Source organism: Streptomyces coelicoflavus, from assembly GCF_045041415.1.
GTDB classification, from domain to species: Bacteria; Actinomycetota; Actinomycetes; order Streptomycetales; family Streptomycetaceae; genus Streptomyces; species Streptomyces coelicoflavus.
The window spans coordinates 3352927-3376809 of the sequence record NZ_CP108218.1; the positions used below are offsets into that span (position 1 = coordinate 3352927).

A 23883-nucleotide genomic window follows, 5' to 3' on the forward strand; every position below is an offset into this window, starting at 1 on the left:
GTTCACCATAGCCTCACAGTTGTCACCTAGCGATCTTGGGTGCCAGCCCGCAGCTCATCCGCTCCGGACCGGTTTTCACGGTCCTCCAGAAACAGAGGTACAAGTGATCAAGAGAACGCTGTCTCGTCTGGCTCTGACCGGTGCCGCCGTCACCCTGCTCGGCATCACCGCCGCCTCGCCCGCGCTGGCCGGCAACGAGGGGCCCCTCTGGTACGGCGACCGGGGCACGGTGACGTTCAACGACGACGGTGACGACATCACGGTCTGCGACAAGCGGGCCGACGGCTACGGCGTCACGGGCTACCTGGAGCGACTCAACAGCACCGGCACCGGCGTGGTCTGGGTCATCAAGGAGGACGACGGCGGAGACGCCGGCTGCGACCGGTCCAACACCGGCTACGACATGATCGGCAACATCCAGCACGGTCTGGCCGTCTGCTGGCACGGCACCGGCTCCTGCGTCCGCTCGAACTGGACCTTCGACGAGTAGGCAGACCCGCTCAGACGCTCCGGCCGGTGCGGACGAATCGATTCGTCCGCACCGGCCGGAGCTCTTGGTGCGGCCGGTCCCGGGCGCACGACCGCCCGGGACCGCGGCGACGGTCAGCGCCGGGTGAAGACCGGTGTCCAGCGGCCGGCGTAGTCCATCTCGGCCTTGCGGAAGCCCGAGAGCGGTGTCACCTCGTCGCTGTCCAGGCCGACCAGGATCAGCTGGTTGCGGAACTCACCCGTTCCGGGCCGGCACTGGCCGGGGTCGCACCGCCAGGCGATGAGGTGGGTGTCGTCCGCCCACGCGAGAAGCTGCTGTCCGGGGACGACGCCGCTCCGCTTGCCGGTCTTCGCGTCCAGAACCGCGGAGACGATCTCGCCGTCCTCACCTCCCGCGAAGCCGCCGGTCACGAGTTCGCCGTCCGGGGACGCGACCACCGGCGGGAAGATCTGATCGGTCTTCTGCTGCGGAAGCGGCTTCAGCCCGCCGTTCACGTCGTAGTAGTTCCTGCCCGGCTGGTCGAGCCGCTGCTCCCACAGCAGCTTGCCGTCGAGGCTCCAGCTGAAGTCCTGACGTCCGGTGCCGACCATGGCCGCGAGACTGTCCTTCTTGGCCGGCCGCTCACTGAACCGCGCCCGGCCGGAGTCGACGTCGATGACGTAGAAGCCGGTACGGCTCTGCTTCGGCCCCGGCATCTCCTTGCCTTCGCCGCCGTCCGCGCCGTCCATGCGCACCGGCGCGTCCCGGAAGAGTCCGTCCGGGTTGTGGTCGTACGCCGTCGCCACCAGGCGCTCGCCGTCCGGCGAGAACTGCACGCCGCCCACGCCCTTGTCGACCTTGATCCAGCGCTCGACCTTGCCCGTCGACAGATTCAGCAGCCCGATCCGGCCGGCGGGCAGATCGCCCTCCAGCACCGCGGCCGTCTTCATCCCGGGGGCGACGTCGAGCCAGGCCCAGTCGGTCTTCTCGTACCGCTTGGCCGCGGCGTCGTACAGACTCCACTCGCGCCCGTTCACCGCGTCCCCGCCCGGCTGCCGCACGAGCTTCGTCGTGTAGTACGCCGAGAGGGCGACCTGCCCGGCGGCTATCAGCTCGCGCGGCGGGGACTGGTCCGGATGCGCCACCACGTCCGAAACCTCCGGCCCGGACTCGGACCGTCCTTCCGAGTCACCCCCCGTCAGGGCCAAGGACACCCCGACGACCGCGGCGACCACGACGACCGCGGCGAGAGCGAGGCTGCGACTCCTGCGACGGAACAGCGACGGCTGCTCCCCCTCGGCGGAATCGTCGGACCGTGGCAACTGTTCGAGCTTGATGGCCGTACCTCCTCAGCTGAGCACTTCCGGGGGTCCACAAGAAGGAAGGCAGCGGCCCCCACCGGGGACCGCTGCCTTCCTTTTCAAGCTGTTACGAACCGGTCAGCGCCGACATGGCCCGCTTCGTGACGTCCGCCACCTTGCCCATCGCGGAGACCGTGGTCACCAGGCCCTGGGCCTTGTAGTAGTCGATGATCGGCTCGGTCTGCGTGTGGTAGACCTCGAGCCGCTTGCGGACCGTCTCCTCGGAGTCGTCGTCCCGCTGGTACAGCTCACCGCCGCAGACGTCGCAGACGCCTTCCTTCTTCGGCGGGGTGTACGTCACGTGGAAGACATGGGCCGAGTCGTTGCGGCAGACGCGCCGGCCGGCGATCCGCTTGACGACCTCGTCCTCCGGGGCCTCCAGGTCGAGCACCGCGTCGAGCTTCATGCCCTCGGTCTCGAGCAGCTCGTCGAGCGCCTCGGCCTGGGAGACGTTGCGCGGGAAACCGTCCAGCAGGAAGCCGCCCTCGGCGTCGGGCTGCTCCATGCGGTCCTTCGCCATGGCGATGGTGACCTCGTCCGGCACGAGATTGCCGGCGTCCATGTAGGACTTCGCGAGCTTGCCCAGTTCGGTCTGCTGGCTGATGTTCGCGCGGAACAGATCGCCCGTGGAGATGTGCGGAATGTGCAGCGTCTCGGCAAGGCGGGTGGCCTGCGTTCCCTTTCCGGCGCCCGGCGGCCCGACGAGGACGATTCGCATCAGCGGAGGAACCCTTCGTAATTGCGCTGCTGGAGCTGGCTCTCGATCTGCTTCACCGTCTCAAGACCGACACCCACGATGATCAGGATGCTGGTCCCGCCGAACGGGAAGTTCTGGTTTGCCCCGAAACCGGCCAACGCCATTGTCGGTACGAGAGAGATCAGGCCCAGATACAGCGAACCCGGCCAGGTGATCCGGTTGAGTACGTAGCTCAGATACTCAGCGGTCGGTCGGCCAGCCCGGATGCCCGGGATGAACCCACCATACTTCTTCATGTTGTCCGCGACTTCCTCGGGGTTGAACGAGATGGCCACGTAGAAGAAGGCGAAGAACACGATCAGGAAGAAGTACAGAATGATGTGCGGCGTCGCCCCGGTGTCCGCGAGGTTCTTGGTGATCCAGGTGGCCCAGCCCGACGTCGAGTTCGAGAACTGGACGACCAGCGCCGGGATGTAGAGGAGCGACGAGGCGAAGATGACGGGGATGACGCCCGCCTGGTTCACCTTGAGCGGGATGTACGTCGACGTACCCCCGTAGGAACGACGGCCGATCATGCGCTTCGCGTACTGCACCGGGATGCGGCGCTGGGCCTGCTCGACGAAGACCACCAGGCCGACCATGACGAAGCCGACCAGCATGACGGTGCCGAACTCGATCCAGCCGCCCGCCAGGGTGCCTTCCTGCTTGATGGCCCACAGGGCGGACGGGAAGGTCGCGGCGATCGAGATGAACATCAGGATCGACATGCCGTTGCCGATGCCGCGGTCGGTGATCAGCTCACCGAGCCACATGACGACGGCCGTACCGGCGGTCATGGTGACCACCATGACGACGGTGGTGAAGATCGCCTGGTCTGGCACGATCTGACTGGCGACGGTGCAGTTGGAGAAGAGCGCGCCGCTGCGGGCGGTGGCCACCAGGCCGGTGCCCTGGAGGATGGCCAGGGCAATGGTCAGGTAACGGGTGTACTGCGTGATCTTCGCCGTACCCGCCTGGCCCTCCTTCTTGAGGGCTTCCAGACGCGGGATCACGACGGTGAGCAGCTGCAGAATGATGCTCGCCGTGATGTACGGCATGATGCCGAGTGCGAAGACCGTGATCTGCAGCAGCGCGCCACCGCTGAACATGTTGACCAGGCCGAGCGGGCCCTGGTTGCCGGACGCCTGCTTCACGCACTCCTGGACGTTCTTGTAGTCGACGCCTGGAATGGGGATGTGGGTACCGAGTCGGTACACCACGACGATGCCGAGCGTGAAGAGCAGCTTCTTGCGCAGGTCGGGCGTCTTGAACGCCCGGGCGAACGCGGTGAGCACGGTGCCTCCTGCGACCCCCGCGCTACTGCGTCAAGGGTGACGGTCTTGAGGTTCGACTGACGGCTGACAAGTGGACGGCTAAGTGACTAACGCTGAACCGCCGCCCAGAGTGCCCCATGTGAGGCACCCGTGAAAGAGGGCAGCGCAGGCCACCTTACCGGCGGGACCTATGCCCTTGGAACGACCAACCGGGGATACCCCTTTTGTGGGGTATCCCCGGTCGGGATCGCTCAAGTCATCGAGGCGCCTGATGGGTTCAGACGAGCTCGGTGACGGTACCGCCGGCGGCGGTGATCTTCTCCTTGGCGGAGCCGGAGACGGCGTCGACCGTCACCTGGAGCGCCACGGAGACCTCGCCCTGGCCGAGGACCTTGACGAGGCTGTTCTTGCGAACGGCACCCTTGGCCACGAGGCCCTCGACGGTGACCTCGCCACCCTCGGGGTACAGCGCGGCCAGCTTGTCGAGGTTCACGACCTGGAACTCGGTCTTGAACGGGTTCTTGAAGCCCTTCAGCTTCGGGAGACGCATGTGGAGGGGCATCTGGCCACCCTCGAAGCGCTCCGGAACCTGGTAACGGGCCTTCGTGCCCTTGGTACCACGACCGGCCGTCTTACCCTTCGACGCCTCACCACGACCGACACGGGTCTTGGCGGTCTTGGCGCCCGGGGCGGGACGGAGGTTGTGGATCTTGAGCGGGTTGTTCTCCGCCATGATCAGTCGACCTCCTCGACCGTCACGAGGTGGCGGACGGTGTGCACCATGCCGCGGAACTCGGGGCGGTCCTCCTTGACGACCTGCGTGTTGATCCCCTTGAGACCAAGGGAACGCAGGGTGTCACGGTGGTTCTGCTTGCTGCCGATGTAGGACTTGACCTGCGTAATCTTGAGCTGCGCCATGATTACGCACCCGCCCCGGCACGCGCACGGAGAAGGGCCGCGGGGGCGACGTCCTCGAGCGGCAGGCCACGGCGGGCCGCGACCTCCTCGGGACGCTGCAGGCCCTTGAGGGCCTCCACGGTCGCGTGCACGATGTTGATCTGGTTGTCGGAGCCGAGCGACTTCGACAGGATGTCGTGGATACCGGCGCACTCGAGCACGGCGCGCACCGGACCACCGGCGATAACGCCGGTACCGGGGGACGCGGGCTTGAGCAGCACGACGCCGGCAGCCTTCTCACCCTGGATGGGGTGCGGGATGGTGCCCTGGATGCGGGGGACCTTGAAGAAGTGCTTCTTGGCCTCCTCAACACCCTTGGCGATGGCGGCCGGCACCTCCTTGGCCTTGCCGTATCCGACACCCACGGTGCCGTCACCGTCGCCCACCACGACCAGCGCGGTGAAGCTGAAGCGACGACCACCCTTCACAACCTTGGCGACGCGGTTGATCGCGACGACGCGCTCAACGTAAGCGGTCTTCTCGGCGGCACCTGCGCCACCGTCACGGCCCTTCCGGTCCCGCCGCTCGCCGCCACCGGCACCGCTGCCGCGGCGCTGGGGTCCAGCCATTGGAATTACCTCTCTCTGTTTCCGCTAGCGTTACGGAACCGGCTCAGAACTTCAGTCCGGCTTCGCGGGCGGCGTCCGCCAGGGCGGCGATGCGCCCGGCGTACTGGTTGCCACCACGGTCGAACACGACGGCCTCGACACCGGCGGCCTTGGCGCGCTCGGCGACCAGGGCGCCGACCTGCTTGGCCTGCGCGGACTTGTCAGCCTCGCCACCGCGGATCGAGGTGTCCAGGGTGGACGCCGACGCAAGGGTGTGACCCTTGATGTCGTCGATCACCTGGGCCACGATGTGGCGGTTCGAGCGGGTAACGACCAGACGGGGACGCTCCGCCGTACCCGAGAGATTCTTGCGAATCCGGATGTGGCGGCGCTTGATCGCGGCGCGCTTGTAGGCGTCGCCCTTGAGGATCTTCTGTCCGTATGCCATGGCTTACTTACCCGCCTTTCCGACCTTGCGGCGGATGACTTCGCCCTCGTACTTGACGCCCTTGGCCTTGTACGGGTCGGGCTTGCGCAGCTTGCGGATGTTGGCCGCAACCTCGCCGACCTTCTGCTTGTCGATGCCCTCGACCGAGAAGTGGGTCGGGTTCTCCACCTTGAAGGTGATGCCCTCGGGGGCCTCGACCAGGATCGGGTGGCTGTAGCCGAGGGAGAACTCCAGGTTCGAACCCTTGGCGAGCACGCGGTAACCGACACCGCTGATCTCGAGCTTCTTCACGTAACCCTGGGTCACGCCGGTGATCATGTTCGCCACCAGCGTGCGGGACAGGCCGTGCAGGGCCTTGCTCTGACGCTCGTCGTTGGGGCGGGTGACGTTCAGCACGCCGTCCTCACCCTTGGCGATGTCGATCGGCGCCACGACGGTGTGGGTCAGCGAGCCCTTGGGGCCCTTGACCGAAACCGTACGGCCGTCGATGGTGACGTCCACGCCGGCGGGAACCGCGATGGGGAGCTTGCCGATGCGCGACATAGCTGTTTCCTCCGTTCCCTTCCGTTACCAGACGTAGGCGAGGACTTCTCCGCCTACGCCCTTCTTGCCGGCCTGCTTGTCGGTGAGGAGCCCGTGCGACGTGGAGATGATCGCCACGCCGAGGCCACCCAGCACCTTGGGCAGGTTGGTGGACTTCGCGTACACCCGGAGACCGGGCTTGGAGATCCGCTTGATGCCCGCGATGGAGCGCTCACGGTTCGGACCGAACTTCAGCTCGAGGGTGAGGTTCTTGCCGACCTCGGCGTCCTCGGTCTTCCAGCCGGTGATGAAGCCCTCCTGCTGGAGGATCTCCGCGATGTGAGACTTGATCTTGGACGCCGGCATCGTCACGGAGTCGTGGTACGCCGAGTTCGCGTTCCGCAGACGCGTAAGCATGTCTGCGATCGGATCAGTCATGGTCATGAATTGGCCTTCGGCCTCTCTCGCCGGGGTTTCCTGGTGCGCCATCCCTCTCCCCGATCCGAGACGGGACGGGTGCGGCGCGGTGGACCTACGGCGTAGTAAGCAAATATTTGCAGGCGTGGCCTGCGGGCGTACGGGTGGCAGACGCCCAACCCCACAAGCCTAAGGCATGCGGAGCCGGGCCTCTGCCGACCCGGTTGCTTACCGAGAGTCTGAATAACCCGGAATTACCGGATTACCAGGAGCTCTTGGTCACGCCCGGCAGCTCGCCACGGTGAGCCATCTCACGAAGGCACACGCGGCACAGGCCGAACTTGCGGTAGACGGAGTGCGGACGGCCGCAGCGCTGGCAGCGCGTGTAGCCGCGGACACCGAACTTGGGCTTGCGAGCAGCCTTGGCAATCAGAGCCTTCTTCGCCATCTCGCTCACGCCTCCTTGAAGGGGAAGCCGAGGTGACGGAGGAGCGCGCGGCCCTCAGCGTCGTTGGTCGCCGTGGTCACCACGGTGATGTCCATACCCCGGGTGCGGTCGATCTTGTCCTGGTCGATCTCGTGGAACATGACCTGCTCCGTGAGACCGAAGGTGTAGTTGCCACGGCCGTCGAACTGCTTGGGGGACAGACCGCGGAAGTCGCGGATGCGCGGCAGCGCCAGCGACAGGGTGCGGTCCAGGAACTCCCACATGCGGTCGCCACGGAGCGTGACGTGGGCACCGATCGGCTGACCCTCACGCAGCTTGAACTGCGCGATGGACTTGCGGGCCTTGGTGACGGCCGGCTTCTGACCGGTGATGGTGGTCAGGTCGCGGATCGCGCCCTCGATCAGCTTCGAGTCACGGGCGGCGTCGCCGACACCCATGTTGACCACGATCTTCACGAGGCCGGGGATCTGCATGACGTTCTCGTAGGAGAACTCCTCACGCAGCTTGCCCGCGATCTCCTCGCGGTACTTCGTCTTGAGACGCGGAGTGGTGGTGGTAGCCATCAGATGTCCTCACCCGTCCGCTTGGCAACGCGAACCTTGTTGCCCTCGTCGTCGAAGCGGTAACCGACGCGCGTGACGACCTTGTTGCCGTCCTTCTCCACGACCAGCTGGACGTTGGAGACGTGGATCGGGGCCTCGGTGGTCACGATGCCGCCGGCCTGCGAACCGCGAGCGGTCGGCCCGGCCTTGGTGTGCTTCTTGACCCGGTTGACACCCTCGACCAGGACGCGGTCCTCGCGGGGGAAGGCCGCGATGACCTTGCCCTGCTTGCCCTTGTCCTTACCGGTGATGACCTGGACCAGGTCGCCCTTCTTGATCTTCATGCTCACAGCACCTCCGGCGCGAGGGAGATGATCTTCATGAACTTCTTCTCGCGCAGCTCACGGCCCACCGGGCCGAAGATACGGGTGCCGCGAGGGTCGCCGTCGTTCTTCAGAATGACGGCGGCGTTCTCGTCGAAGCGGATGTACGAGCCGTCGGGACGGCGGCGCTCCTTGACGGTGCGAACGATGACCGCCTTGACGACGTCACCCTTCTTCACGTTGCCACCGGGGATCGCGTCCTTGACGGTGGCGACGATGACGTCACCGATACCCGCGTAGCGGCGGCCCGAGCCACCGAGCACACGGATGGTCAGGATTTCCTTCGCACCCGTGTTGTCGGCGACACGCAGCCGCGACTCCTGCTGGATCACGTCTATCTCCTGAATGTCTGCCGGTTCCCCGGGAGTCGGTCACCTTGGTGAACGACTCCCGGAGCCTGGCGGAACTGTCCTGCGAGGAATGCCCCGCAGGAGATTTCTTACTTGGCCTTCTCGAGGACCTCGACGACGCGCCAGCGCTTCGTCGCGGACAGCGGCCGGGTCTCCATGAGGAGGACACGGTCGCCGACGCCCGCGGCGTTCTGCTCGTCGTGAGCCTTGAGCTTCTCGGTACGGCGGATGACCTTGCCGTACAGGGCGTGGGTCACGCGGTCCTCGACGGCGACGACGACGGTCTTGTCCATCTTGTCGCTGACGACCAGACCCTGGCGGGTCTTGCGGAAGCCGCGCGCGGCCTTCGTCTCTTCAGTCACGTTGCTCTCGCTCATCAGGCGCTCTCCACCGTCTCGATGCCCAGCTCGCGCTCACGCATCAGGGTGTAGATCCGCGCGATGTCCTTACGGACGGCCTTGAGCCGACCGTGGTTCTCGAGCTGACCCGTCGCCGCCTGGAAGCGGAGGTTGAACAGCTCTTCCTTGGCCTCGCGGAGCTTCGCCAGAAGCTCCTCGTTGCCCAGCTCGCGCAGCTCGGACGCCTTGGTACCGGCCGACATCACGCTTCACCTGCCTCGCGCTTGACGATCCGGCACTTCATCGGCAGCTTGTGGGCTGCACGGGTCAGCGCCTCACGGGCGATCTTCTCGTTGGGGTAGGACAGCTCGAACATGACCCGGCCCGGGTGCACGTTCGCGATCCACCACTCGGGAGAACCCTTACCGGAACCCATGCGGGTCTCGGCCGGCTTCTTCGTGAGCGGGCGGTCCGGGTAGATGTTGATCCAGACCTTGCCGCCACGCTTGATGTGGCGGGTCATCGCGATACGGGCCGCCTCGATCTGGCGGTTGGTCACGTACGCCGGCGTGAGGGCCTGGATGCCGTACTCGCCGAACGCAACCGTGGTACCGCCCTTGGCCATACCGCGGCGCTTCGGGTGGTGCTGCTTGCGGTGCTTGACCCTGCGGGGGATCAGCATGACGGTCAGGCCTCCGTTCCGGTGCTCTCGGCCGGAGCGGCAGCGGCGGGCGCCTCGGCCTTGGGGGCCTCGGCGGCCGGAGCCGACTGCTGCTGCGGCTTGCGCCCACGACGCTCGCCACCGCGGCCACCGCGGGCCGGGCGGTCGGCACCGCCACGGGCCGGGCGGTTGCCGGCACGGGCGGCGGCGTTCTCGGCGCGGACCTCGGCGATGTTCTTGACGTCGCCCTTGTAGATCCAGACCTTCACACCGATGCGGCCGAAGGTCGTCTTGGCCTCGAAGAAGCCGTAGTCCACGTTCGCGCGGAGCGTGTGCAGGGGCACACGGCCCTCGCGGTAGAACTCCGAGCGGGACATCTCGGCGCCGCCGAGGCGGCCACCGCACTGGATCTTGATGCCCTTGGCGCCGGCCTTCATCGTGCCCTGCATGCTCTTGCGCATGGCGCGACGGAAGGAGACGCGGGAGGACAGCTGCTCGGCGACGGCCTGGGCGACCAGCTGAGCGTCCGTCTCGGGGTTCTTGACCTCGAGGATGTTCAGCTGGACCTGCTTGCCGGTGAGCTTCTCCAGCTTGCCGCGGATCTTGTCGGCCTCCGCACCGCGGCGGCCGATGACGATGCCCGGACGAGCCGTGTGGATGTCCACGCGGACGCGGTCACGGGTGCGCTCGATCTCGACCTTGGAGATGCCGGCGCGCTCCATGCCGGACGTCAGCATCCGGCGGATGGCGACGTCTTCCTTGACGTAGTCCTTGTACAGCTTGTCGGCGTACCAACGCGACTTGAAGTCGGTCGTGACACCGAGCCGGAACCCGTGCGGGTTTACCTTCTGGCCCATTACCGGGTTCCTTCCTTGCTGCTGACGACCACGGTGATGTGGCTGGTCCGCTTGCGGATCCGGTAGGCGCGGCCCTGGGCGCGCGGACGGAACCGCTTCAGGGTCGGGCCCTCGTCGACGTACGCCTCGGAAATGAAGAGGCTGTCGGCGTCGGTGTGGTCGTAGTTGTGCGCGGCGTTGGCGATGGCGCTGTCCAGCACCTTGCCGACCGGCACGCTCGCGGCCTGCGGGGCGAAACGCAGGACCGCCTGAGCCTCCGTGGCATCCATGCCACGGATGAGGTCCACCACGCGGCGGGCCTTCATGGGCGTGACGCGGATGTACCGCGCCTGGGCCCTGGCTTCCATGGTTGTCCCTTCAGTGTTTGTCATGATCATTCACACCCCGCTGACTAGCGGCGCTTCGACTTCCGGTCGTCCTTGACGTGACCCCGGAAGGTGCGCGTCGGCGAGAACTCGCCGAGCTTGTGGCCGACCATGGACTCGGTGACAAACACCGGGATGTGGGTCTTGCCGTTGTGCACCGCGATCGTGTGGCCGAGCATCGCCGGGACGATCATCGAGCGACGGGACCAGGTCTTGATGACGTTCTTGGTACCGGCTTCGTTCTGGACGTCCACCTTCTTGATCAGGTGGTCGTCGACGAAGGGTCCCTTCTTCAAGCTACGAGGCATCTCAACCCGTCCTTAGCGCTTCTTGTTCGTCTTGCGGCGGCGGACGATGTACTTGTTCGACGCCTTCTTGGGCGAACGAGTACGGCCTTCCTTCTTGCCCCAGGGGGACACCGGGTGGCGACCACCCGAGGTACGGCCTTCGCCACCACCGTGCGGGTGGTCCACCGGGTTCATGACCACACCACGCACGGTCGGGCGAACGCCCAGCCAGCGCTTACGGCCCGCCTTGCCCCAGTTGATGTTGCTCTGCTCGGCGTTGCCGACCTCGCCGACCGTGGCGCGGCAGCGCTGGTCGACCAGGCGGATCTCTCCGGACGGCATGCGCAGGTGGGCCATCGAGCCCTCCTTCGCGAGCAGCTGCACGGAGGCACCGGCGGAGCGGGCGAACTTGGCGCCGCCACCGGGACGGAGCTCGATCGCGTGGATCGTGGTACCGACCGGGATGTTGCGGAGCGCCAGGTTGTTGCCCGGCTTGATGTCGGCCCCGGGACCGTTCTCGACGCGGTCGCCCTGCTGCAGGTTGCGCGGGGCGAGGATGTAGCGCTTCTCGCCGTCGGCGTAGTGCAGCAGCGCGATGCGCGCGGTGCGGTTGGGGTCGTACTCGATGTGCGCGACCTTCGCCGGCACGCCGTCCTTGTCGTGCCGACGGAAGTCGATGACACGGTAGGCGCGCTTGTGTCCGCCACCCTGGTGGCGAACGGTCACACGACCGGCGTTGTTACGGCCGCCCTTGCTGTGCAGCGGGCGGACCAGCGACTTCTCCGGCGTGGACCGCGTGACCTCGACGAAGTCGGCGACGCTGGAGCCACGACGGCCCGGCGTAGTCGGCTTGTACTTGCGGATTCCCATTTCTCAGTCCTCGTCCGATTCCGGACGATCCGGACCTCCGTCAGGAGGTCGGACCGCCGAAGATGTCGATACGGTCGCCCTCGGCGAGGGTCACGATCGCGCGCTTGCTGTCGGCACGCTTGCCGAAGCCCGTGCGGGTCCGCTTCCGCTTGCCCTGGCGGTTGATCGTGTTGACCCCGGTGACCTTGACCGAGAAGACCGCCTGGACGGCCTCCTTGATCTGGGTCTTGTTGGAGCCCGGCGCGACGATGAACGTGTACTTGTTCTCGTCGAGGAGCGCGTAGCTCTTCTCGGACACGACCGGCTTCAGCAGCACGTCACGGGGGTCCGTGAACGCCTTGCTGGCCGGGGTGACGACGGTGTTCTTGCCCTCGGCCTCGTGGCGGCGCGCCTTGGCGACGCGCGCGGCCTTGGCGGCCTTGGCCGCCTTGGAGGCGATGCTCGGGTGACGCGTAGCCATCAGGCTTCGCTCCCTTCGGTGTCAACGGCCTTGTTGGGGCCAGACACGAAGGACTCGAAAGCGGCCTGGGTGAAGACCACGTCGTCCGAGACGAGAACGTCGTACGTGTTCAGCTGGCCCGGCTCCAGGATGTGGATCTGGGGCAGGTTGCGGGCGGACAGCCACGCGGCCTCGTCGGCGCGGTCGACGACCAGGAGCAGGTTCTTGCGCTCCGAGATCTTGCCGAACAGCGTCCGGGCGGCCTTCGTGGACGGGGTCTCGCCCTCGATGACGCCGGTGACGACGTGGATGCGGTCGTGGCGGGCCCGGTCGGTGAGGGCGTGGCGCAGGGCCGCGGCCTTCATCTTCTTCGGGGTCCGCTGCGAGTAGTCACGCGGCTGCGGGCCGTGGACGACGCCACCGCCGGCGAACTGCGGCGCACGGGTCGAACCCTGGCGGGCGCGGCCGGTGCCCTTCTGGCGGTACGGCTTCTTGCCGCCACCACGGACCTCGCCGCGACGCTTGGTCTTGTGCGTGCCCTGGCGGGCAGCGGCGTTCTGCGCGACGACGACCTGGTGGATCAGCGGAATGCTGATCTTCTCCACGCCGAAGATCTCCGCGGGGAGCTCGACGCTTCCGGTCTTCTCGCCGGCAGGCGAAAGGATGTCAACAGTGCTCATCGGTACCTCAGGCCCCCTTGGCCGCGGTGCGGACCAGGACGAGGCCGCCGTTCGGACCGGGAACCGCGCCCTTGATGAGCAGCAGACCCTTCTCCGCGTCAACGGCGTGGACGGTCAGGTTCTGGGTGGTGACCCGCTCGTTGCCCATGCGGCCCGCCATGCGGAGGCCCTTGAACACGCGGCCCGGAGTGGCGCAGCCACCGATGGAGCCCGGCGAGCGGTGCTTGCGCTGGGTGCCGTGACCGGCGCCGAGGCCCTTGAAGTTGTGACGCTTCATGACACCGGCGAAGCCCTTGCCCTTGCTCTTGCCGGTGACGTCGACCTTCACGCCGGACTCGAAGACCTCGGCGCTGACTTCCTGACCGAGCGTGTACTCGGAGGCGTCGGCCGTACGGATCTCGACGAGGTGACGGCGGGGGGTGACGTCGGCCTTGGCGAAGTGGCCCTTGAGGGGCTTGTTCACCTTGCGCGGGTCGATCTCGCCGAACGCGATCTGGACGGACTCGTAGCCGTCGACGTCGTTCGTGCGGACCTGGGTGACGACATTGGGGCCGGCCTTGACGACGGTGACCGGAACAACGCGGTTGTTCTCGTCCCACACCTGCGTCATGCCGAGCTTCTCGCCCAGGATGCCCTTGATCTGCTTAGCCATTCTCAGATCACCGGCCTTCAGAGCTTGATCTCGATGTCGACACCGGCCGGGAGGTCGAGTCGCATCAGAGAGTCAACGGTCTTGGGGGTCGGGTCGAGGATGTCGATCAGGCGCTTGTGCGTGCGCATCTCGAAGTGCTCGCGCGAGTCCTTGTACTTGTGCGGCGACTTGATGACGCAGTACACGTTCTTCTCAGTGGGCAGCGGCACCGGGCCCGCGACCGACGCACCAGTGCGAGTCACCGTCTCGACGATCTTCTTCGCCGAAGAGTCGATGACCTCGTGGTCGTAGGCCTTGAGCCGGATGCGGATCTTCTGTCCCGCCATGGCTACTCAGTAGTCCTGTCTCTCGTAACGCTCTGGACCCGGTGGTCCTTGTCCATTCCGCTCCCCCTCCGACCCACGCGGTCGGGCGTGTCGCACTCTCGCTGACATGGATGTCCCTCTTCGGGACTTCCCTGCCTGGGAGTGCGGGCCCTTCCGGAACCGCGGACCGGGGGCGAGAGGCCCACCGGGTGCCTGGCCTGCACCCCGCTGACGCTTCCCGGAAGATTCCCGTACGTCCGCCCCTGAGCAGGGACGACGAGTACTGTGGGACTCGCTTCCGGTCCTCCCGGCGGGAGGCGCGCAGCATCGGCACTCGACCGAGCAACCCCGCTAGTCTGCCATACGGGGCGCGGGGCTGGCCAATCGGGCCGGAGAGAATACCCCGGGGGTGGCGGAGATCAAACCCGGGTGCTTCCAGCTCTCCCCTGACCGTGCAGGCTCTGCCGGGACGGCGTCACTTCAGGCGGACCCCTCCAGCGGCCTACGTCGTGTCCCTCCGCGTCGACCACGTCGACCAGGATCCCCGGTTCCCCTACGTGGCCGTCGGTTACAACACGGGCCGTGAAACCCGACGGGTGCTGGCCGACGAGTGCTCGTACGAGGGAACGGTCGCCTGGCCGTGGGGCTTCTGACATGCCTGCCGGTCGGCTCCCGGGTCGCTGGGAACTCCGCCGGTCGCAGCCGCGGATTGCCGACCCATTCCGCGGTGAACGAATCCGGCAGGTCCCCTCGGTCGCCGGTGCGCAGCCAGCGGATCAGCCTGCGGTGGGCGTACTCCTCCAGGGACAGGGCACGGAAGCCTCCCAGGCTCGGCAGCAGACGGAAGGCCTCGAGGGGCCCACCGGGGCGATCAGTGCTCATCACGCCGCCCAGACCGCGCCGGGCCGGTGCGCACCAACTCGCCCTGTGACCCACCATCCCCGCTAGTCCCCGGCAACTCACACGCCGCACCAGCAATCACGTGGCCCTATAAGGCACGGCGGTTCGGTGAGAGGCGCTCCTGCCGTCAGCTCCGCGGCGCGTAGGTCGAGGTCCGCTCATGCCTCTGGCGTGAGTGCGAGTCGGGGCCGGAGGGGTCCTTGGGGGCCGAGGACGTGGAGTCCGGTCCCTCTTTCGCCATGGCCGAGCGTCCGGATGCGGCACGTCGAATCCGCCACTACCGCGTGCCGTGTTTACGCATACGGGTTCGCCGAGAATTCAGGTCGTATGTCAGGGAAGTCAGAGGGGAAGAAGGGGACTCTCAGGGATCCGTCCAGCAGGCCGAGGACGGTCGCGGTCGAACTCCCGGAGCTGAAGACGGCCTTGAGTTGCCCTGCCTGGATGATCACGGTTGGCCAGTCGTCAGGCTCCCCTTTGGGGATCCATGCCAGGATATCGGCATTATCGGTTCCGCCCCACTGAACAAGTTCATCCGGAACAAAGCGGTAGCCCTCCGGAACATGATTGAGGTCGTGCACTACCTTGCCCTGGAAAGCAGCCCGCATCAAGCGGGTGCGCTCGACGATGTCGAGGTGAGCATTCGGTGCCCCCGCCGCGAAGATCCACAAGAATTCATCAAAGCATCCGGTTCCGTAAGCAGCGATCAGCCTCACGTGACTGGTCGGTACAGGGACAGCCCCGAAACCAGATTCTGTTGCACTTGCGAGATCGGGGCGAGGCGGAGGTGAGCACAGCATGGCCAGGCGGCTCAGCGTCTCGTCGGAGTCAACATCTGTCACGTTCCGTTTCCCCTCACATGTTGGGAAGTCTTCTGTTGAAGGACCAGCCGAAGTCGTCGACAGCCTCGATAACAACGTGACTGGGCACGTTTCCCCCATTCGCGTACTCGGGCGTGACGCTCATGGTGACCGTATTTCCTGTCTGTCTCACATGCGCAGCGATTTCATCCTCCGCCGTCGAAATCGGGCCGTTGTTCAGAGTATCTCTCTGGGTGACAATGTTCCGCATGCCCCTCCCGTCTCCCCCGAACTGCTGGCCGATCAAATGGCCACGTGAATGCCCTGCGGCCTGACCTCCGAACCCGGGCGGAGCGTACCGGGCGCCGCGCCCCGGCGAGCTGCCGATGAGACCCGCGGCGGCGTCGTCCAGCGTTTGAGGAGTGACGACAGCGTAGGCCGGCCCTCGCTGACCATTGGGAGCTATTTCACTGTAGTACGGGCTCAGCCCCAGGAGATCGACACCAGTATGGGGATTTTCCACGTACGCGACTGGATTGGGCGCTGGTGCGAGCCCGAGGGGGTCGGGGGTGAGATACCGAGCCGTTTCTGGGTCGTAGTGACGAAAGTAGTTGTAGTGCAGACCGGTTTCAGGGTCAAAATATTGTCCAGGGAACCGGAGGGGGGTATATGCTGATGCGTCGGAGTTCCACGCCGTGACACCCCACAGCGTGGCCCGAGTGCGCCATACGATCGCTCCTGATTCGTCCACGAGTTCTGTCGGCGCACCGACCAGGTCGGTGACTATGGAGAAGAACCGGGAGGCGATTTCCTCCTGGCTCACCTCCGAAGCGATGATCCGCTCCGTCTGCGCGATGGGGTGGAAGCCGTCGTGATCCCAGGTCGTTGCCACGAGGGATGACTCGGAACCTGTCGCCGTTGTCTGTTCGCACAGCACCACACCGTCCCAGGTGAATTCAGTCCGTTCCGCTACGCTCGAGTCATCCAGAGACAGCCGCTGTTTGGCGATACGCCGCCCCAGCGGGTCGTAGAGGTACCGCCAACAGGTTCCGTCAGGTGTACGGACAGAGGTCAGGCGACTCTCCGGGTCCCAGGTGTATCGCCAGGTGTCACACCTTCCAGAAAGATGTCTCTTCTGTCGCGACACCACGCGGCCCAGGGCATCGTACGTAAATCGAGTACGCCCTGCACGACGGAGCTCAGTGCCGGCGTGGACGCGAGTTCCGATCGCTTCCGTGCCGGGATGCCAGGAGGGCCATGATGCGTCCGTGAGGTTGCCGGCTTCGTCGTAGGCGTAACGCTCGGACCAGTTGTGCGCCCTCACTGCGGTGACACGATGTGCGATGTCCAGGTCGAATCGACGGTACCCGGATCCAGAATCACGGATCGCTGCGAGATTTCCGTCCTCGGCGTATTCGTACTTGCGGTGCATGAGGCCAACGTCATTACGGGCGAGGTTTTGTCCCGTCAGCCGTCCCAAGCTGTCATGAGTCTGGGTGAAGACGACGCTGTCCCCCAGCCACCGGGTGGTTTCCAGGCCGGAGTAGTCGTGCTGGAATCGCATCTCGCGCCCCGAAGCATTCAGCCTCACCCGATTACCCGTCCCGTCGTAGCCCCAATCGCTCGTGGCGCCGGACGGCGTCGTGCGACGAGCGACGCGGCCCAGTCGGTCGTACTCATACGTCAGCTGTTTGCCATTGACCGTCTCACTCGTCACGCGACCGTTGGCGTCACGAGTGAGAAGCAGCACCGCGTCGGGTCCCGTTGCGGAGATCAATTGCCTGTTCAGGTCGTAGTCGAATCGCGTTGTCTGCGCACCGCAATCCTTTTGCACCAAGTTGTCGACGGCGTCGTACTCGTAACGGATGACGTTCTCAAGCATGTCGGCACGTGAGGTGAGGCGTCCCGTGGCGTCATGGCTGTACCTGAGAGTGCGCCCGTCGAAGTCGGTCTCCGCCACGAGGCGTCCAGCGGCATCGTGCTCGTAGGTCCACGTCAGTCCGTGAGGATTGCGGACCTGCGCCAGACGCAGGCTGTGATCATGAACGAACTCGTAACGCGCACCGTCCGGGCCGGTACGCGCAGAGGGCAGGTCGAAGTGCGTGTACTCGAAGCGCGTGACTGCGCCCACAGGAGTGGTGTGACTGACGCAGTTGCCCTCCCCGTCGTAAGCCCAGGATTCGACAGCCCCGTCCGCAGTGATGATCCGGGTCAGCTGTCCCTCGACCGTCCAGGTCAGGTGAGTACTCTCCCCGTGGGGATCGATGTACTCGACGATCCTGCCGAAGGCATCCCGTTTCCACGTAGTGGTGGCGCCGAAAGCGTCTGTAGAGGTCAACGGGAGCCCCCCGTCAGCTCACGCGCCGCACCAGCAACCACCCGTACGCACACGTGAACTTACAAGGCGCGGTTGTTCGAAGAAAGACGGCTCCGTCGGGCAGGGCGCGAAGTCGGTCAGTGCCATACCTCGGAGTTCAGGGCCGCCGCGACGTGATCGGCTCCTGTGGTGACGGTCAGGTCTGGTTGGCGTACGCGGAGCGCGATGCTCTCGGGATCGAAGTCGCGGAATTCCAAGAGGAAGTGCTCGGAGGGGGTGGGGCGGTCCGCGGGGAAGCCGTCGAGGTCGACGGAGGCGTTGGCGCGGTCCGCGCCCTGGCAGAGGACCGAGACGAAGAGGGGGAAGTGGTCCGTGTCCAGGATCAGGTCCGCGTCGTGGAGGACGCCCACCATCCCGACACCGCCCGTGACTCCTCCGCACAGGTCGCCCAGGCAGTCCACCAGAGCGTCCCAGTTCGCGCCGTAGTACCCGGGAAACTGGAGTACTTCCGCGAAGCAACGGTGGATTCCCCGCTCGGTCACCAGCTTGCGGGAGTCGAAGTGGTGGACACGCCTTCCAGCGGCTTCCAGGCCCGCAGCCCTCGTTCGGAATCCGGGTGCGCCTGTTGGGCCGAAGACAACGAAGGGTTCCGGGCGGGGCAGTGCAGTGTGCGTGTGTGGAGGACGCGGGGTCATCGGCTGCGCATCGCCTTCCATGCGTCTATCACCGCGTAGGAAGCGCTCAGTCGCCACGCGTCCAGTTTGTTCCGCACCGTTGATACGACGCTCCAGCACTTCAGCCACGTGGGCAGCCGTCGGAACGGTACGAAGGTGAGGGTGTCGTCGATGGCGTTCACCGCGATGCTCCTGCGCCCCGGTCCCTCCGCCCGCAGCGCGGCGTACAGCTCCGGCGTCAACGTACCGTTGAGGCGGGCCGCCGTTCCTGCCGCGGTGAAGGCGAAGCCTCGCTGGGCGATGTCCGGGAGTTGCGTCGCCCTGACGATGCGGGGCGACGCCTCCTCCAGGGAGCAGTTGAAGGCGAGGCCGATGGCCGCCGTGCCGAGGCTGCGCTCGCCGCGTTCGAAAGCGGCGTCCCATTCCACCGGGTCGTTGAGAGCCAGCAGCCGTTCGCCAGTCTGCCAGTTCCAGTCCTCCGCCACGGCCGGCCGGCCCCCTTACCCCACGAACCGGAACGTCGACGTGATCGCGTCGAAGATGTCGAAGAAGGAGTCCGCGAGGTCGAGGACCTGGCTGCTGCCCGCGACCAGGGCGACCTTGCCCTCCTGGCCGGGGACCGGGATGTACGTCTGCATGAGCACCGCGCGGACCGTGCGGTTCAGGGCGTCGTCCGGGACCGGGATGTCCTCGATGCCCTGAGTGCGGGCGGCCGGACCGACGCCGGGGATGTCGACCGTGGTGACCTTGCGCCAGGAGTCGCCGGGCTTCTTCGCCTCCTTGACGGCCAACTGGCCCGCGATGGCGGCCGGGTCGGTGGGGAGGGGGGTGCCGGAGGATGTGCGGCCGCCGATCAGGGAGACGGTGACCGAGCCGGTGATCGGGGTGTCGCCGCCGAAGCTCTCGGCCATGCAACCGCAGTACAGCGCACCCGACTTCCACGCGTCGGAGGCCGCCTTCTGGAGGAAGGTGACGTACGCGGACCGGGAGGGCTTCAGTTCCGGGTACTGGCGTATTCGCTCGTCGACCATGCGGCGGATCGAGTCGTCCCGGGACTCCGGGCGTACGTCGAACTCCCACCAGGACTCCGGGACCCTGATGCGGAAACCGCCCCTTTCGACGGTCAGTGCCTCCGTGTAACGGGCCATGTCGTGCCCGGCCTCCCCGTGCGTCGCTCGATCGGCTGGTGCGTCATCGTCCCACTGATCGGTGCCCCGGGCGCCGGTGGCGGCCGGTACGACCGGTACTAGTGGCCCGGCAGGCACGGCACGCGCGCCCCCGATACAGAAAGTCACTCACCCGCTTGGGCGAAAACCTGTAGTGGCCGCTGTAGACATGCGGCTGTCACTGTGGTTACTCTTCTGTCGTAGCCAGGAAGTCCGTAGGGCGAGGCAGAGACGAACTGCCCGCATGCGAACAGAGAGAAGAAGGAGGAGGACGCCATCAGGATCGCCCGGGCGAGCACGTTCTCACCGGGTACCGCAGACCCCGGAACGGAAGGTGGTCTCACGGTCACGCATCCGCGATCCCGCAACAGAAGGCCGGCCGTGCAGTAGGTCGGCAGATGGTGTTACAAATCCCTCGGGGCCTTGGTGCCGTACGGCACCAAGGCCCCTCGACGCATTCCGCGAACAGAGGTGCAGATGACCGCAGACACACCGCTCGACCCGATCGACGATGACGACTACCCCGCGTACACCATGGGGCGGGCGGCAGAGATGCTGGGCACCACACCCGCCTTCCTGCGGGCCCTCGGCGAGGCCCGGCTGATCACGCCCCTGCGCTCGGAGGGCGGCCACCGTCGCTACTCCCGCTACCAGCTGCGCATCGCCGCTCGCGCCCGCGAGATGGTCGACCAGGGAACGTCGATCGACGCGGCCTGCCGCATCATCATCCTGGAAGACCAGCTCGAAGAGGCTCAGCGCATCAACGAGGAGCTGCGACGCGGTGGCGCCGTGGCGTCCGGAGACAAGCCGGGGAGTGCCGCCCGTCCTGCCCGGTAGTGCCATCGGGCGACCCGCCCGGGGCGGGCCTGCGGATAAAATCTCTTCTCATGTCGAAGCCTGATGAGCTGCTCATTGACATCGCCGCCCGTGTGGAGTCCGCGCGGAGCAGTCGGATGTCCTTGACCGTGGTCACCCACGGCGCTGTCATCACCGGTCGCCTGGCCCCCGCGTCCGTGTGGCGGCAGAGAGTGTCGGAGGTGCTGACCGGCTCCACGGACCTGGGCGCCTTCTCCGCCGTGTTCGACGCTCCGGGGGAGAAGGAGGGGCGACCCACGCACCTGCACTTCCATGTCGCCCGGATCCTCCAGGGGACCATGGGGATCCCGGAGACGGGCGGGATGTACCGCGTGGCGATCGAGAACGTCAGCGCCTGGACCGTGGGGGACTTCAGCTACTCCGACCACTGAGGCAGGAGCGGGCGAGGACGCCCAGGGCGTTGCCGTGTTCGTCGACGACGGGCAGGGCTCCAAGCCGCCGGTCCACCATCGCTGCCTCCGTTTCGGCCACCGTGGCCGTCGGCGAGGCGAAGGGCCCGTCGCCGTCGTCGACATCGCGAAGGCGGACCCGGTCCGTGTACGCGGAGCCGTTCCGCACGTCGGTCAGCCGAGCGAGGGTGATCAGGGCGGTGCACTGACCGTCGTCGTCGCAGACGACGAGGTGCCCCGTGCGGGCGGCGGCCATGACGGACAGCGCCACCTCGACGGTCATGTCGTCCCAGACCTGCGGTCCGGCCGCGTCCATGGCGTCGGCGACAGTCCTGTGCACGGAATCGGCGTCGGCCGAGCGGGGATGTGTCTGGAGCAGCGTCAAGAAGTGCCTCCTGCTGGGATGGTTCGGCTTTCCGATCAGGACGGTTCCAGGCCGCCGCGATGAAGCGCGTGTCGAGGAATTGCCGCAGCGGACGAGCGCGGGGAATCACAGAACAGGCCGAATAGCGTGCGGAATTCCGCGTACGTGAATTCACGGATTCCGCAGATGCAGCTGGGGCCCGCACCCCGAAGGATGCGGGCCCCAGCTGCGAAGTGCGCCCGCGTGGGCGCGCCGGCGTCAGGCGAGGACGATGTTCTCGGCCGTCGGGCCCTTCTGGCCCTGCGCGATGTCGAAGTTCACCTTCTGGCCTTCGAGCAGCTCGCGGAAGCCCTGGGCGGCGATGTTCGAGTAGTGGGCGAACACGTCCGCGCCGCCACCGTCCTGCTCGATGAAGCCGAATCCCTTTTCCGCGTTGAACCACTTCACGGTGCCAGTAGCCATGTCTTGTCTCCTTCGGGGCAGTGCACCGGCGTCCGCACTGTACGGACGCCGTGTCGCCGCGATGATCACCCCGACCGGAGAAGACCGGTGTCAAAGAGCACTTCCAACGGCACACAGACCTACTGGAAAGAGCTTTAAATTCGGGAACCACAACTGCAACTGATAACGACAGTAGCACGCTGCGGGGCCCCGCGTACGTCCAGTAATTCCACTCCGTGCGCCGCCACAGGGAAACTGTCCGCCCGTTCCGTCAAACCCTTGTATCGCGGATACAGATTTTGGGGTGCACATTCCGCAGGGATTGTTTGACGGAAGTGATCCCTCAGCGCTTCGCCACCGTCAGCAGCACAGCCGAGTCCTCCAGCGCCTCGAGGCCGTGGCGGGCCGGGGGGATCAGGATGAGGTCGCCGGTGCGGCCGTCCCAGGCGTCGTCGCCGCTGGTGAGGCGGACACGGCCGCGCAGGACCTGGACCGTCGCCTCGCCGGGGTTCTCGTGTTCGGCGAGGGTGGTGCCGGCGGTCAGGGCGAGGAGGGTCTGGCGCAGGACCAGTTCGTGGCCGCCGTGGACCGTGGTGGCGCTGCGGCCGCTGGAGGAGGCGGCGGCACGTTCGAGGTGCTCGCGGGCGAGGGCGTCGAGGGAGAGCTTCTGCATGGTGCCAGTCTCGCGGGCGGTGGCGGGGGGTGCCAGGGCCGTGTGGCCCATACGGGGCATGGATCGGCATGGATCGGCATGGGGTCCCTGTCCCCCCGTGGACTTCGCGCGCGGGCGGGCACCGGGGGCGGGAGGGTTCGGTAGCCCCCGGCGCCCCCGGCGCCCCCGGCGCCCCCGGCGCCCCCGGCGCCCCCGGCGCCCCCGGCGCCCCCGCACCCCCGGGTCAGTACGGCTGGACCAGGGCGTGGGCCGCTCCCGGGATGCCGGTCTTCAGGAGTTCGTCCTCCTCGGCGGTGGTGGGTGCCCCGGTTTCCTGGCGGAGGACCGCTCGGGACATCGCCTGGACCCACATGGCCCGGGGGCGCCGCCGGGCCTCCCAGGCGGTGAGGGCGGCCGGAACGTCCGGCTCGGTGTCGAGCGACTCGGCGAGGACCACCGCGTCCTCGACGGCCATGGCCGCGCCCTGCGCGAGGTGCGGGGTGCAGGCGTGGGCGGCGTCGCCCGCCAGGAGCACGCGGCCCACGTGCCACGGTTCTTCGACCGTCACCTGGGAGATGCGGGAGTAGACGACGGCGGACGGGTCGGTGACCGTGGCGAGGGCGGCGGCCACCGGCCCGGCGAACATCGTCAGCCGGTCCGCGAGCTGCTCGTGGGCCCGCGCCGGGTCCGGGCGGAAGCCCTCCGCCTCGGCGAACACGGCGCCCAGGTACATGCTCTCGTCGCTGATCGGCGTGAGCAGCGCCTTCGCCGACTCCCCCGCGGTGCTCATGACGACGCCGCGGACCTCCGGCAGCCTGGGCACCGTGACCCGCCAGTTGGCGAAGCCGGTGTACTCGGGGGTGTACTTCTCGCCGTACAGCCGGGTGCGCAGCGCTGATCCGATGCCGTCGAAGCCCACGACCAGGTCGTAGCGCCCGCCGGACCCGTCCGAGAGGGTGACGTCGACGCCGTCGCCGTCGTCGGTGAGGTCGGTGATCGTGGCGGAAAATCGGAGGGTGGCACCGGCGGCGACGGCGGCGTCCCCGAGTATCGCGGCCAGCGCGGGGCGGGGGATGCCGTTGGCGGGGGGTGCGTCGCCCATGCGGGGCTGGGGGACGGCGGCCAGGGTGTTTCCGGCCGGGTCGGCGATCGTGAGGACCTCCCACTCGTAGCCCGCCTCGAGACAGGCGTCGAGCACACCGATCTCGCCCATGACGTGCAGCGCGTTGGACGGCTGGATGATGCCGACGCCCAGCGCTTCCGGCCCGGGGCGCAGCTCGGCGACCTCGACGGTGTGCCCGCGCCGGGCCAGCGCCGCGGCGAGGGTGAGGCCGCCGATGCCGCCGCCGTGGATCAGTACGCGCAGGGATGGTGCCATCTCGGGGGTCTCCAGGAGGT

General features: G+C 67.0%; 37 protein-coding genes. 4 read left to right on the forward strand and 33 right to left on the reverse strand.

From position 1 onward, the window contains the following. The first annotated feature begins 103 nt into the window (after positions 1 to 103). A complete protein-coding gene (locus OHA99_RS14690) occupies positions 104 to 490 on the forward strand; it encodes a hypothetical protein (protein ID WP_153178385.1) in 387 nt (128 codons plus the stop codon). Positions 491 to 603: 113 nt separating this feature from the next. On the opposite strand, the gene OHA99_RS14695 is transcribed toward OHA99_RS14690, so the two are convergent. The 24 genes from OHA99_RS14695 to rpsJ all read right to left on the reverse strand — a co-directional run bounded on the left by OHA99_RS14695 (position 604) and on the right by rpsJ (position 13930). Continuing rightward, positions 604 to 1617 carry a hypothetical protein gene (locus OHA99_RS14695; protein ID WP_266570950.1) on the reverse strand — a complete coding sequence of 338 codons (1014 nt, stop codon included), beginning with the start codon at positions 1615 to 1617 and terminating at the stop codon, positions 604 to 606. Between the two features lie 280 nt (positions 1618 to 1897). Continuing rightward, positions 1898 to 2548, reverse strand: coding sequence for an adenylate kinase (locus tag OHA99_RS14700; protein WP_007443994.1), 651 nt, complete (start codon positions 2546 to 2548; stop codon positions 1898 to 1900). Further along, entirely contained in the window at positions 2548 to 3861 is a 1314-nt protein-coding gene (secY, locus tag OHA99_RS14705) for a preprotein translocase subunit SecY (protein WP_153178387.1), read from the reverse strand. The genes OHA99_RS14700 and secY overlap by 1 nt, the downstream gene beginning before the upstream one ends. A gap of 256 nt (positions 3862 to 4117) precedes the next feature. Then, positions 4118 to 4573, reverse strand: coding sequence for a 50S ribosomal protein L15 (gene rplO, locus OHA99_RS14710; RefSeq protein ID WP_007443991.1), 456 nt, complete (start codon positions 4571 to 4573; stop codon positions 4118 to 4120). Between the two features lie 2 nt (positions 4574 to 4575). Continuing rightward, entirely contained in the window at positions 4576 to 4758 is a 183-nt protein-coding gene (gene rpmD / locus OHA99_RS14715; protein WP_003974250.1) for a 50S ribosomal protein L30, read from the reverse strand. A 2-nt stretch (positions 4759 to 4760) separates the two neighbouring features. Beyond that, a complete protein-coding gene (gene rpsE / locus OHA99_RS14720) occupies positions 4761 to 5366 on the reverse strand; it encodes a 30S ribosomal protein S5 (protein ID WP_153178388.1) in 606 nt (201 codons plus the stop codon). Between the two features lie 43 nt (positions 5367 to 5409). Next, positions 5410 to 5793 carry a 50S ribosomal protein L18 gene (gene rplR, locus OHA99_RS14725; RefSeq protein WP_003974252.1) on the reverse strand — a complete coding sequence of 128 codons (384 nt, stop codon included), beginning with the start codon at positions 5791 to 5793 and terminating at the stop codon, positions 5410 to 5412. A gap of 3 nt (positions 5794 to 5796) precedes the next feature. Next, positions 5797 to 6336, reverse strand: coding sequence for a 50S ribosomal protein L6 (gene rplF, locus OHA99_RS14730; RefSeq protein WP_003974253.1), 540 nt, complete (start codon positions 6334 to 6336; stop codon positions 5797 to 5799). A 24-nt stretch (positions 6337 to 6360) separates the two neighbouring features. After that, positions 6361 to 6759: a 30S ribosomal protein S8 gene (gene rpsH / locus OHA99_RS14735; protein ID WP_003974254.1), complete on the reverse strand. Its 399-nt coding sequence runs from the start codon at positions 6757 to 6759 to the stop codon at positions 6361 to 6363. Positions 6760 to 6994: 235 nt separating this feature from the next. Continuing rightward, a complete protein-coding gene (locus OHA99_RS14740) occupies positions 6995 to 7180 on the reverse strand; it encodes a type Z 30S ribosomal protein S14 (RefSeq protein WP_003948630.1) in 186 nt (61 codons plus the stop codon). Between the two features lie 5 nt (positions 7181 to 7185). Beyond that, positions 7186 to 7743 carry a 50S ribosomal protein L5 gene (gene rplE, locus OHA99_RS14745; RefSeq protein ID WP_003974255.1) on the reverse strand — a complete coding sequence of 186 codons (558 nt, stop codon included), beginning with the start codon at positions 7741 to 7743 and terminating at the stop codon, positions 7186 to 7188. Next, complete coding sequence (gene rplX / locus OHA99_RS14750) at positions 7743 to 8066, reverse strand: 50S ribosomal protein L24 (RefSeq protein WP_003974256.1); 324 nt, start codon at positions 8064 to 8066, stop codon at positions 7743 to 7745. The genes rplE and rplX overlap by 1 nt, the downstream gene beginning before the upstream one ends. Positions 8067 to 8068: 2 nt before the next feature. After that, on the reverse strand, positions 8069 to 8437 hold the full coding sequence (rplN, locus tag OHA99_RS14755) for a 50S ribosomal protein L14 (RefSeq protein WP_003974257.1): 369 nt from the start codon (positions 8435 to 8437) through the stop codon (positions 8069 to 8071). A gap of 107 nt (positions 8438 to 8544) precedes the next feature. Continuing rightward, positions 8545 to 8832: a 30S ribosomal protein S17 gene (rpsQ, locus tag OHA99_RS14760; RefSeq protein WP_003974258.1), complete on the reverse strand. Its 288-nt coding sequence runs from the start codon at positions 8830 to 8832 to the stop codon at positions 8545 to 8547. Next, positions 8832 to 9056 (reverse strand): 50S ribosomal protein L29, encoded by a 225-nt coding sequence (gene rpmC / locus OHA99_RS14765; RefSeq protein ID WP_003974259.1) that lies wholly within the window; start codon positions 9054 to 9056, stop codon positions 8832 to 8834. The genes rpsQ and rpmC overlap by 1 nt, the downstream gene beginning before the upstream one ends. Next, positions 9056 to 9475 carry a 50S ribosomal protein L16 gene (gene rplP, locus OHA99_RS14770; RefSeq protein ID WP_007443989.1) on the reverse strand — a complete coding sequence of 140 codons (420 nt, stop codon included), beginning with the start codon at positions 9473 to 9475 and terminating at the stop codon, positions 9056 to 9058. The genes rpmC and rplP overlap by 1 nt, the downstream gene beginning before the upstream one ends. A 5-nt stretch (positions 9476 to 9480) precedes the next feature. Beyond that, the gene (gene rpsC / locus OHA99_RS14775; RefSeq protein ID WP_087789835.1) at positions 9481 to 10311 is read right to left on the reverse strand and encodes a 30S ribosomal protein S3; all 831 of its coding nucleotides are present in this window, start codon (positions 10309 to 10311) and stop codon (positions 9481 to 9483) included. Then, positions 10311 to 10658, reverse strand: a complete 348-nt coding sequence (rplV, locus tag OHA99_RS14780; RefSeq protein WP_003974262.1) for a 50S ribosomal protein L22 — start codon at positions 10656 to 10658, stop codon at positions 10311 to 10313. The genes rpsC and rplV overlap by 1 nt, the downstream gene beginning before the upstream one ends. 44 nt (positions 10659 to 10702) lie before the next feature. Further along, the gene (rpsS, locus tag OHA99_RS14785; protein WP_003948639.1) at positions 10703 to 10984 is read right to left on the reverse strand and encodes a 30S ribosomal protein S19; all 282 of its coding nucleotides are present in this window, start codon (positions 10982 to 10984) and stop codon (positions 10703 to 10705) included. A 12-nt stretch (positions 10985 to 10996) separates the two neighbouring features. Then, on the reverse strand, positions 10997 to 11833 hold the full coding sequence (rplB, locus tag OHA99_RS14790; protein ID WP_030400225.1) for a 50S ribosomal protein L2: 837 nt from the start codon (positions 11831 to 11833) through the stop codon (positions 10997 to 10999). A gap of 40 nt (positions 11834 to 11873) precedes the next feature. Further along, positions 11874 to 12293 carry a 50S ribosomal protein L23 gene (rplW, locus tag OHA99_RS14795; RefSeq protein ID WP_007443985.1) on the reverse strand — a complete coding sequence of 140 codons (420 nt, stop codon included), beginning with the start codon at positions 12291 to 12293 and terminating at the stop codon, positions 11874 to 11876. After that, on the reverse strand, positions 12293 to 12952 hold the full coding sequence (gene rplD / locus OHA99_RS14800; protein WP_153178389.1) for a 50S ribosomal protein L4: 660 nt from the start codon (positions 12950 to 12952) through the stop codon (positions 12293 to 12295). The genes rplW and rplD overlap by 1 nt, the downstream gene beginning before the upstream one ends. Before the next feature lie 7 nt (positions 12953 to 12959). Continuing rightward, positions 12960 to 13604 (reverse strand): 50S ribosomal protein L3, encoded by a 645-nt coding sequence (rplC, locus tag OHA99_RS14805; RefSeq protein ID WP_007443982.1) that lies wholly within the window; start codon positions 13602 to 13604, stop codon positions 12960 to 12962. A gap of 17 nt (positions 13605 to 13621) precedes the next feature. After that, a complete protein-coding gene (gene rpsJ, locus OHA99_RS14810) occupies positions 13622 to 13930 on the reverse strand; it encodes a 30S ribosomal protein S10 (RefSeq protein WP_003948644.1) in 309 nt (102 codons plus the stop codon). A gap of 488 nt (positions 13931 to 14418) precedes the next feature. Between rpsJ and OHA99_RS14815 the strand changes: the two genes are divergently transcribed. Further along, complete coding sequence (locus OHA99_RS14815) at positions 14419 to 14562, forward strand: hypothetical protein (protein WP_405696116.1); 144 nt, start codon at positions 14419 to 14421, stop codon at positions 14560 to 14562. A 540-nt stretch (positions 14563 to 15102) separates the two neighbouring features. Here OHA99_RS14815 and OHA99_RS14820 read toward each other — a convergent pair. From OHA99_RS14820 to OHA99_RS14840, 5 genes are all read right to left on the reverse strand, one after another. Beyond that, positions 15103 to 15648: a hypothetical protein gene (locus tag OHA99_RS14820; protein ID WP_405696118.1), complete on the reverse strand. Its 546-nt coding sequence runs from the start codon at positions 15646 to 15648 to the stop codon at positions 15103 to 15105. A 13-nt stretch (positions 15649 to 15661) separates the two neighbouring features. After that, entirely contained in the window at positions 15662 to 17944 is a 2283-nt protein-coding gene (locus tag OHA99_RS14825; RefSeq protein WP_405696120.1) for an RHS repeat-associated core domain-containing protein, read from the reverse strand. 116 nt (positions 17945 to 18060) lie between these two features. Beyond that, positions 18061 to 18618: a barstar family protein gene (locus tag OHA99_RS14830; RefSeq protein ID WP_405696122.1), complete on the reverse strand. Its 558-nt coding sequence runs from the start codon at positions 18616 to 18618 to the stop codon at positions 18061 to 18063. Then, positions 18615 to 19082 (reverse strand): hypothetical protein, encoded by a 468-nt coding sequence (locus OHA99_RS14835; protein WP_366473134.1) that lies wholly within the window; start codon positions 19080 to 19082, stop codon positions 18615 to 18617. Before OHA99_RS14835 ends, OHA99_RS14830 begins: the two co-directional genes overlap by 4 nt. Before the next feature lie 15 nt (positions 19083 to 19097). Next, positions 19098 to 19745 carry a hypothetical protein gene (locus OHA99_RS14840; protein ID WP_405696124.1) on the reverse strand — a complete coding sequence of 216 codons (648 nt, stop codon included), beginning with the start codon at positions 19743 to 19745 and terminating at the stop codon, positions 19098 to 19100. A gap of 495 nt (positions 19746 to 20240) precedes the next feature. Here OHA99_RS14840 and OHA99_RS14845 point away from each other — a divergent pair, with 495 nt between their 5' ends. Both OHA99_RS14845 and OHA99_RS14850 read left to right on the forward strand, forming a co-directional pair. Beyond that, the gene (locus OHA99_RS14845) at positions 20241 to 20600 is read left to right on the forward strand and encodes a MerR family transcriptional regulator (RefSeq protein WP_007443963.1); all 360 of its coding nucleotides are present in this window, start codon (positions 20241 to 20243) and stop codon (positions 20598 to 20600) included. 50 nt (positions 20601 to 20650) lie between these two features. Further along, a complete protein-coding gene (locus tag OHA99_RS14850) occupies positions 20651 to 21010 on the forward strand; it encodes a hypothetical protein (protein ID WP_153178396.1) in 360 nt (119 codons plus the stop codon). Here OHA99_RS14850 and OHA99_RS14855 read toward each other — a convergent pair. From OHA99_RS14855 to OHA99_RS14870, 4 genes are all read right to left on the reverse strand, one after another. Then, positions 20991 to 21413, reverse strand: a complete 423-nt coding sequence (locus OHA99_RS14855) for a CBS domain-containing protein (protein WP_366473132.1) — start codon at positions 21411 to 21413, stop codon at positions 20991 to 20993. The two genes, OHA99_RS14850 and OHA99_RS14855, sit on opposite strands and share 20 nt — an antisense overlap. 237 nt (positions 21414 to 21650) lie before the next feature. Next, positions 21651 to 21854 carry a cold-shock protein gene (locus OHA99_RS14860; RefSeq protein WP_003974279.1) on the reverse strand — a complete coding sequence of 68 codons (204 nt, stop codon included), beginning with the start codon at positions 21852 to 21854 and terminating at the stop codon, positions 21651 to 21653. Between the two features lie 322 nt (positions 21855 to 22176). Continuing rightward, complete coding sequence (locus tag OHA99_RS14865; protein ID WP_282881930.1) at positions 22177 to 22506, reverse strand: cupin domain-containing protein; 330 nt, start codon at positions 22504 to 22506, stop codon at positions 22177 to 22179. A gap of 223 nt (positions 22507 to 22729) precedes the next feature. After that, entirely contained in the window at positions 22730 to 23863 is a 1134-nt protein-coding gene (locus OHA99_RS14870; protein WP_405698951.1) for an FAD-dependent monooxygenase, read from the reverse strand. Positions 23864 to 23883: the final 20 nt, after the last annotated feature.

Bases quoted from the DNA above. Each gene is read 5' to 3' on its own strand.
- OHA99_RS14700 (WP_007443994.1), bottom strand. From the start codon at position 2,548: ATGCGAATCGTCCTCGTCGGGCCGCCGGGCGCCGGAAAGGGAACGCAG.
- rplO (WP_007443991.1), bottom strand. From the start codon at position 4,573: ATGGCGGAGAACAACCCGCTCAAGATCCACAACCTCCGTCCCGCCCCG.
- rpmD (WP_003974250.1), bottom strand. From the start codon at position 4,758: ATGGCGCAGCTCAAGATTACGCAGGTCAAGTCCTACATCGGCAGCAAG.
- rpsE (WP_153178388.1), bottom strand. From the start codon at position 5,366: ATGGCTGGACCCCAGCGCCGCGGCAGCGGTGCCGGTGGCGGCGAGCGG.
- rplR (WP_003974252.1), bottom strand. From the start codon at position 5,793: ATGGCATACGGACAGAAGATCCTCAAGGGCGACGCCTACAAGCGCGCC.
- rplF (WP_003974253.1), bottom strand. From the start codon at position 6,336: ATGTCGCGCATCGGCAAGCTCCCCATCGCGGTTCCCGCCGGCGTGGAC.
- rpsH (WP_003974254.1), bottom strand. From the start codon at position 6,759: ATGACCATGACTGATCCGATCGCAGACATGCTTACGCGTCTGCGGAAC.
- OHA99_RS14740 (WP_003948630.1), bottom strand. From the start codon at position 7,180: ATGGCGAAGAAGGCTCTGATTGCCAAGGCTGCTCGCAAGCCCAAGTTC.
- rplE (WP_003974255.1), bottom strand. From the start codon at position 7,743: ATGGCTACCACCACCACTCCGCGTCTCAAGACGAAGTACCGCGAGGAG.
- rplX (WP_003974256.1), bottom strand. From the start codon at position 8,066: ATGAAGATCAAGAAGGGCGACCTGGTCCAGGTCATCACCGGTAAGGAC.
- rpsQ (WP_003974258.1), bottom strand. From the start codon at position 8,832: ATGAGCGAGAGCAACGTGACTGAAGAGACGAAGGCCGCGCGCGGCTTC.
- rpmC (WP_003974259.1), bottom strand. From the start codon at position 9,056: ATGTCGGCCGGTACCAAGGCGTCCGAGCTGCGCGAGCTGGGCAACGAG.
- rplP (WP_007443989.1), bottom strand. From the start codon at position 9,475: ATGCTGATCCCCCGCAGGGTCAAGCACCGCAAGCAGCACCACCCGAAG.
- rpsC (WP_087789835.1), bottom strand. From the start codon at position 10,311: ATGGGCCAGAAGGTAAACCCGCACGGGTTCCGGCTCGGTGTCACGACC.
- rplV (WP_003974262.1), bottom strand. From the start codon at position 10,658: ATGGAAGCCAGGGCCCAGGCGCGGTACATCCGCGTCACGCCCATGAAG.
- rpsS (WP_003948639.1), bottom strand. From the start codon at position 10,984: ATGCCTCGTAGCTTGAAGAAGGGACCCTTCGTCGACGACCACCTGATC.
- rplB (WP_030400225.1), bottom strand. From the start codon at position 11,833: ATGGGAATCCGCAAGTACAAGCCGACTACGCCGGGCCGTCGTGGCTCC.
- rplW (WP_007443985.1), bottom strand. From the start codon at position 12,293: ATGGCTACGCGTCACCCGAGCATCGCCTCCAAGGCGGCCAAGGCCGCC.
- rplD (WP_153178389.1), bottom strand. From the start codon at position 12,952: ATGAGCACTGTTGACATCCTTTCGCCTGCCGGCGAGAAGACCGGAAGC.
- rplC (WP_007443982.1), bottom strand. From the start codon at position 13,604: ATGGCTAAGCAGATCAAGGGCATCCTGGGCGAGAAGCTCGGCATGACG.
- rpsJ (WP_003948644.1), bottom strand. From the start codon at position 13,930: ATGGCGGGACAGAAGATCCGCATCCGGCTCAAGGCCTACGACCACGAG.
- OHA99_RS14830 (WP_405696122.1), bottom strand. From the start codon at position 18,618: ATGACCCCGCGTCCTCCACACACGCACACTGCACTGCCCCGCCCGGAA.
- OHA99_RS14840 (WP_405696124.1), bottom strand. From the start codon at position 19,745: ATGGCCCGTTACACGGAGGCACTGACCGTCGAAAGGGGCGGTTTCCGC.
- OHA99_RS14845 (WP_007443963.1), top strand. From the start codon at position 20,241: ATGACCGCAGACACACCGCTCGACCCGATCGACGATGACGACTACCCC.
- OHA99_RS14850 (WP_153178396.1), top strand. From the start codon at position 20,651: ATGTCGAAGCCTGATGAGCTGCTCATTGACATCGCCGCCCGTGTGGAG.
- OHA99_RS14860 (WP_003974279.1), bottom strand. From the start codon at position 21,854: ATGGCTACTGGCACCGTGAAGTGGTTCAACGCGGAAAAGGGATTCGGC.
- OHA99_RS14865 (WP_282881930.1), bottom strand. From the start codon at position 22,506: ATGCAGAAGCTCTCCCTCGACGCCCTCGCCCGCGAGCACCTCGAACGT.
- OHA99_RS14870 (WP_405698951.1), bottom strand. From the start codon at position 23,863: ATGGCACCATCCCTGCGCGTACTGATCCACGGCGGCGGCATCGGCGGC.